This window comes from Klebsiella sp. MS 92-3 (assembly GCF_000195655.1).
Taxonomy (GTDB): domain Bacteria; phylum Pseudomonadota; class Gammaproteobacteria; order Enterobacterales; family Enterobacteriaceae; genus Klebsiella; species Klebsiella pneumoniae.
The window spans coordinates 83,894-88,946 of record NZ_GL882724.1 but is presented as its reverse complement, the minus strand read 5'-3'; the positions used below and the strand labels follow the sequence as shown (position 1 = coordinate 88,946).

Genomic DNA, 5,053 nt, shown 5'->3' with positions numbered 1-5,053 from the left:
ATCGCCAGACCAGCAAAACTGTTGACTATAATAGCCTCAATTGATTAATTCATATCTGGTGATACACATCATGAATATTAAACCGCCGATCAGGCCGCAAAAGACCATTGACCGACTGATCGATGTACTTGAGCCACACGCGACACCCGTTAACGCGATCGCCAGAAAAAGACTGACATGGGAATATAAAGGCAAAACCCAGCTCTTTATTTTTAAAAAAGGCGAGCTGTCGATTATTCGTAATTCCGACAGGCTACTGATGGTGACCGTCTATGAGCCGCATCTTTTCGGCGTGGCGGAAATGCTGCAGCCCAGCCGCAGCCACAGCCTGCGAGCCGAGGTATCATGCGAACTGCTACGGATCGACTATGACCTGGCTTCGGCGCTTTTTCGTCAGCATAACCTGTGGGAAGAGGTGACCAGCCTGTTGGCTTATCATACCTCGTATATGGTGTATCGTGACGATCTGGTCCTGCAGCAGCGTACCTATTCGGTCATCCGTAACCATTTGCTGGAGATGATGCTATTAAGCGAAGAGACCCGACAGCGAGTATCTATTCTTGAGTATATTCAGGACAGGACCCTTCTGTCGCGTAGCAGTATTCTCAATGTATTGTCAGCATTAAAGAAAGGCGGTTATATTACCTTTGCCCGCGGCGGTTATTTACAAAATATCGTCTCACTTCCTGAAAAATTCTGACCCGCACTCCTCCTATCATTTATTGTTATTTGCTGCAGCGGGGAAGATGTTTAAATTTAAACCAATAACCGTTACCGCTAAAAGAACAAAAATTTTATGCTAAGCGCCTGGGTTTCCCGGAAGACAATCTATTACTGAGTTCGCCAGCAGACGACCACAAACGGCGTTAACCGCCGGGTCTGCACCGGCTCAGGATATGCCAGCGGAAATCGGCCAGACGTGTGCGGCGGTAGCGAGAGTTGCCCCCTCGCCTGCCGCGACCATAACAATGAGATGCACGAACCCGTTAATTATGCCCGAACGCCCATATCGGGCTTTTTTTTATCTGAAGGAATTTAATAATGAAGTCTATTGCTGCAAAAATGGTTGCCGTAACGATCGCTTTGGGAGCCAGCAGCGCTGCCTGCGCAGCCGTTAACCTGCATGGAGAAGCTGGCGCCGAGTTTACCAATCTGTCCGCCAGCTTTGGCGCCGGGGAACCGGGTATGACGTTCAGTTCTCAGTGGGCCCATAGCGACAACGACGGAGATAGTGTAGGACTGGGAATGGGTTATAACTTTAACCTTGGCCCTTTTCTGATGACCCTGGGCGGTAAGGCGGTCTATCTGAATCCAAAAGATGGTGATGAAGGTTACGCCATCGCCGCCGGTGGCGGCGCTGAACTCCCCCTTGGTCAGTATTTCACGCTTTTCGGCGAGGGCTATTACTCACCGGACTCAATGTCCAGCGGCGTTGAGGATTATGTGGAGGCCAATGCCGGGGTACGCCTTAACGTGCTCCCGTCTCTGAATATCGAAGCTGGCTATCGCTATATTGATATGGCAGGGAAAGATGGCAATCGCGATAACACGCTGGCCGACGGCGCTTACGCCGGGGTTAACTTCCGCTTTTAACTCTTCACAGGGATTGCCGGTCGGCAGTCCCTGTTTCATTCTCAGCTGGTCAGCGGCACGCTTTTCAGTACGCGGTTGATCTCTTGTAGGCCTGCAATATTATTCTCTTTGCGGTAAACCTCATTCATGGACGCCATCTGCTCCAGGCGGGTCAGGGCGCCATACACCTTATACGCCTCGCTGTGTCTGTCGAACACATCGCGGCGCTCCACGTCCTGCAGATAATGACTTTTCAACGAATGGTTAAGGCGACTAATCAGTGCCGTATTGTCCTGGAAATAGCGCCTCACCGCCTGGGCATGATTCGCTGTAGTCCCAGACTCACTGGGCGATACCGGTACGGTTAGCGCATTAATCGTCTCCACCGTTTGGGAGGGCGATGTTGAACTGCACCCAGCTAAACCGAGTACGCCGGCGACGATAAGCAACCCGATCTTGTTCATTGTGTCACTTCACCTCTGTTAATTTGACGAGGCGACTTTAACGACAGTAAAAGGAGGCAACCAGCGAAGAGATGTTTATAAATAAATGTCCAGCGGGGACAAAAACAAAAAAAGACGCTTTTCAGCGTCTTTTTTCTGGAATATTGGTACCGAGGATGGGACTCGAACCCACAAGCCCGTTAGGGCACTACCACCTCAAGGTAGCGTGTCTACCAATTCCACCACCTCGGTACAGAATACTTAGTGCGGGATATCGCTGGTCGGCTGAGCCGGCGCAGTTGGCTGAGTTTGCTCCGTTTTCGGCGCGCTCAGATTATCCCACTCACTTCCTTTACTGGTCTTGTTGCTGTTGATATTACCCAGCGCCAGACTGATGATGAAGAACAGCGCAGCCAGGATGCCGGTCATTCGGGTCATAAAGTTGCCAGAACCGCTGGACCCAAACAGTGTGCCGGAAGCGCCTGCACCGAAGGAGGCTCCCATATCAGCGCCTTTACCTTGCTGCAGCATAACCAGACCTACAAGGCCAATCGCTACAATAAGGAAAACAACCAAAAGAGCTTCGTACATAATCAACCTGTTCCTTGCGGATTCGCCGCATACCAAGTGCTTCGACCAATAAAGCGGGACGTTTTAACGTTTCCCACTGAAGCGGGTGTGAATACTAACCAAAGCGAATGACCTTCGCAAGGGCAATTTCGACACATTGTATCAACTGCAGAAAAAAACAGCAAAAAGCCAATTTTCGATCATAAAAAAGGCGGCAAGCGCCGCCTTTTTAACCACTTAGCCGGCAAAGCTAAACGCTTTTTACCGCCTCAGCGATGCGGTGCGCAAACTCGTGCACCTGATCTTCATGCTCGCCTTCCACCATCACGCGGATTAGCGGCTCCGTACCCGATTTACGCAGCAGGACACGGCCGCGTTTTCCTAACGCCGCCTCCACTTCCGCGGTCACCGCTTTGACGTGCTCATTCTCCAGCGGGTTACCGCTGCCCTCGGTAAAGCGGACATTCACCAGCAGCTGAGGGAACATTTTCATCCCGCTGCACAGGTCATGCAGGCTCATGTGGTTGCGGACCATCGCCGCGACCACCTGCAGGCTGGCGACAATGCCATCGCCGGTGGTGGTTTTATCCAGCAGGATCACATGGCCGGAATTTTCCGCACCGATGCGCCAGCCTTTTTCCTGGAGCATCTCCAGTACATAGCGGTCACCGACCTTCGCGCGGGCAAACGGGATGCCTAACTGCTTGAGCGCCAGCTCCAGCCCCATATTACTCATCAGCGTGCCGACGGCGCCGCCGCGCAGCTGCCCCTGACGCAATCCTTCCCGGGCTATGATATAGAGGATCTGGTCGCCATCGACTTTATTGCCTTCGTGGTCAACCATAATCACCCGATCGCCATCGCCGTCGTAGGCAATACCCAGATCGGCTTTTTCCGCCAGCACGCGCGCCTGCAGCGCCCGCACGTCAGTGGCGCCGACCTCTTCGTTGATGTTGAGACCGTCTGGCTCGCAGCCCATCGCGATAACCTGGGCTCCCAGCTCGCGGAAGACATTAGGGGCGATGTGATAGGTCGCGCCGTGCGCGCAATCCACCACCACTTTCAGCGTTCCCAGGCTCAGTTCGTTGGGAAAGGTACCCTTACAAAATTCAATGTAGCGCCCCGCCGCATCGACGATACGGCTGGCTTTGCCCAGCTCAGCCGAATCCACGCAGGTGAGCTCTTTCTCCATTTCGGCTTCAATCGCCTCTTCGACATCATCCGGCAGTTTGGTGCCCTCAATGGAGAAGAATTTAATGCCGTTGTCGTAGAAAGGGTTATGTGAAGCAGAGATAACAATCCCCGCCTCGGCGCGGAAGGCGCGCGTCAGGTAGGCGATGGCCGGTGTCGGCATAGGCCCGGTGAACGACGCAGAGAGCCCCGCTGCCGCCAGTCCAGCTTCCAGCGCCGATTCCAGCATATAGCCCGAAATACGGGTATCCTTGCCGATGATAATTTTACGTGAACCGTGACGCGCTAACACTTTGCCCGCCGCCCAGCCCAGCTTGAGCACAAACTCCGGAGTGATCGGCGCATCGCCGACGCGGCCACGAATACCATCGGTGCCAAAATACTTGCGGTTACTCATAACGTTTTTTTCCCTTAGCGGCGAGGGTGGCTTCCACCACGCGCAGCGCTTCTACCGTTTCTTTGACATCATGGACGCGGATAATCTGCGCGCCCTGCATTGCTGCAATGACGGCACACGCCAGGCTGCCGTTCAGCCGCTCCGACGGCCCGACGTTCAGCAACTGACCTACCATCGACTTACGTGACATACCGACCAGCAGCGGCAGACCAAAGTGATGAAACTCCCCAAGCCTGGCCAACAGTTGGTAATTGTGGGAGAGATTTTTACCGAAACCGAATCCCGGGTCGAGCAGCAATTTTTCTTTTGCGATCCCCGCCTGTTCGCAGCGCACAATGTGCTCATTAAAAAAACGCTCAACATCGGCGAAGACGTCCTCATACTTCGGCGCCTCCTGCATGGTTTTTGGTTGTCCCTGCATATGCATCAGACACACCGGCAGTCCAGTTTCCGCGGCGGCCTGCAGCGCGCCGGGCTCGGTCAGCGAACGAATATCGTTGATGATATGCGCCCCGGCCCTGGCCGATTGGCGAATAACCTCCGCCTTGGAGGTATCCACTGAGATCCATACCTCAAAGCGCTGGGCAATGGCTTCAACCACCGGTATCACCCGCGCAAGCTCCTCTTCCACACTAACCTCAGCCGCCCCTGGCCGCGTCGATTCACCGCCGATATCAATGATGGTCGCGCCGGCGTTGATCATCAGATTGGCATGCTTCACCGCCTCAATCAGCGAATTATGGGCGCCGCCATCGGAGAAGGAGTCAGGCGTCACATTTAGAATACCCATCACGTGGGGGTGAGAGAGATCGAGGGTTGAGCCCTGGGCTACAAGTTTCATCACAAAATCCCTGAGACTGAAGAGGTTAAAAAAGAAAAA

At 53.8% G+C, this 5,053-nt stretch carries 6 protein-coding genes and 1 tRNA gene; 2 read left to right on the top strand and 5 right to left on the bottom strand.

Annotated features, from left to right (window positions below):
• Window positions 1-70 precede the first annotated feature (70 nt).
• Both HMPREF9538_RS24290 and HMPREF9538_RS24295 read left to right on the top strand, forming a co-directional pair.
• Window positions 71-700, top strand: coding sequence for a winged helix-turn-helix transcriptional regulator (locus HMPREF9538_RS24290; RefSeq protein ID WP_004185827.1), 630 nt, complete (start codon window positions 71-73; stop codon window positions 698-700).
• Between the two features lie 341 nt (window positions 701-1,041).
• Entirely contained in the window at window positions 1,042-1,593 is a 552-nt protein-coding gene (locus HMPREF9538_RS24295) for a YfaZ family outer membrane protein (protein ID WP_002918367.1), read from the top strand.
• Between the two features lie 41 nt (window positions 1,594-1,634).
• Here the strand turns inward: HMPREF9538_RS24295 and HMPREF9538_RS32035 are convergent, their stop codons facing one another.
• The 5 genes from HMPREF9538_RS32035 to folP all read right to left on the bottom strand — a co-directional run bounded on the left by HMPREF9538_RS32035 (window position 1,635) and on the right by folP (window position 5,014).
• Window positions 1,635-1,883, bottom strand: coding sequence for a hypothetical protein (locus HMPREF9538_RS32035; RefSeq protein WP_002918368.1), 249 nt, complete (start codon window positions 1,881-1,883; stop codon window positions 1,635-1,637).
• A gap of 297 nt (window positions 1,884-2,180) precedes the next feature.
• A tRNA-Leu gene (locus HMPREF9538_RS24305) sits at window positions 2,181-2,267 on the bottom strand.
• Window positions 2,268-2,276: 9 nt separating this feature from the next.
• On the bottom strand, window positions 2,277-2,606 hold the full coding sequence (secG, locus tag HMPREF9538_RS24310; RefSeq protein ID WP_002918369.1) for a preprotein translocase subunit SecG: 330 nt from the start codon (window positions 2,604-2,606) through the stop codon (window positions 2,277-2,279).
• Window positions 2,607-2,835: 229 nt separating this feature from the next.
• Window positions 2,836-4,173, bottom strand: coding sequence for a phosphoglucosamine mutase (glmM, locus tag HMPREF9538_RS24315; RefSeq protein ID WP_002918370.1), 1,338 nt, complete (start codon window positions 4,171-4,173; stop codon window positions 2,836-2,838).
• Entirely contained in the window at window positions 4,166-5,014 is an 849-nt protein-coding gene (gene folP / locus HMPREF9538_RS24320; protein ID WP_002918371.1) for a dihydropteroate synthase, read from the bottom strand. The genes glmM and folP overlap by 8 nt, the downstream gene beginning before the upstream one ends.
• Window positions 5,015-5,053: the final 39 nt, after the last annotated feature.

Bases quoted from the DNA above. Each gene is read 5' to 3' on its own strand.
- HMPREF9538_RS24290 (WP_004185827.1), top strand. From the start codon at position 71: ATGAATATTAAACCGCCGATCAGGCCGCAAAAGACCATTGACCGACTG.
- HMPREF9538_RS24295 (WP_002918367.1), top strand. From the start codon at position 1,042: ATGAAGTCTATTGCTGCAAAAATGGTTGCCGTAACGATCGCTTTGGGA.
- secG (WP_002918369.1), bottom strand. From the start codon at position 2,606: ATGTACGAAGCTCTTTTGGTTGTTTTCCTTATTGTAGCGATTGGCCTT.
- glmM (WP_002918370.1), bottom strand. From the start codon at position 4,173: ATGAGTAACCGCAAGTATTTTGGCACCGATGGTATTCGTGGCCGCGTC.
- folP (WP_002918371.1), bottom strand. From the start codon at position 5,014: ATGAAACTTGTAGCCCAGGGCTCAACCCTCGATCTCTCTCACCCCCAC.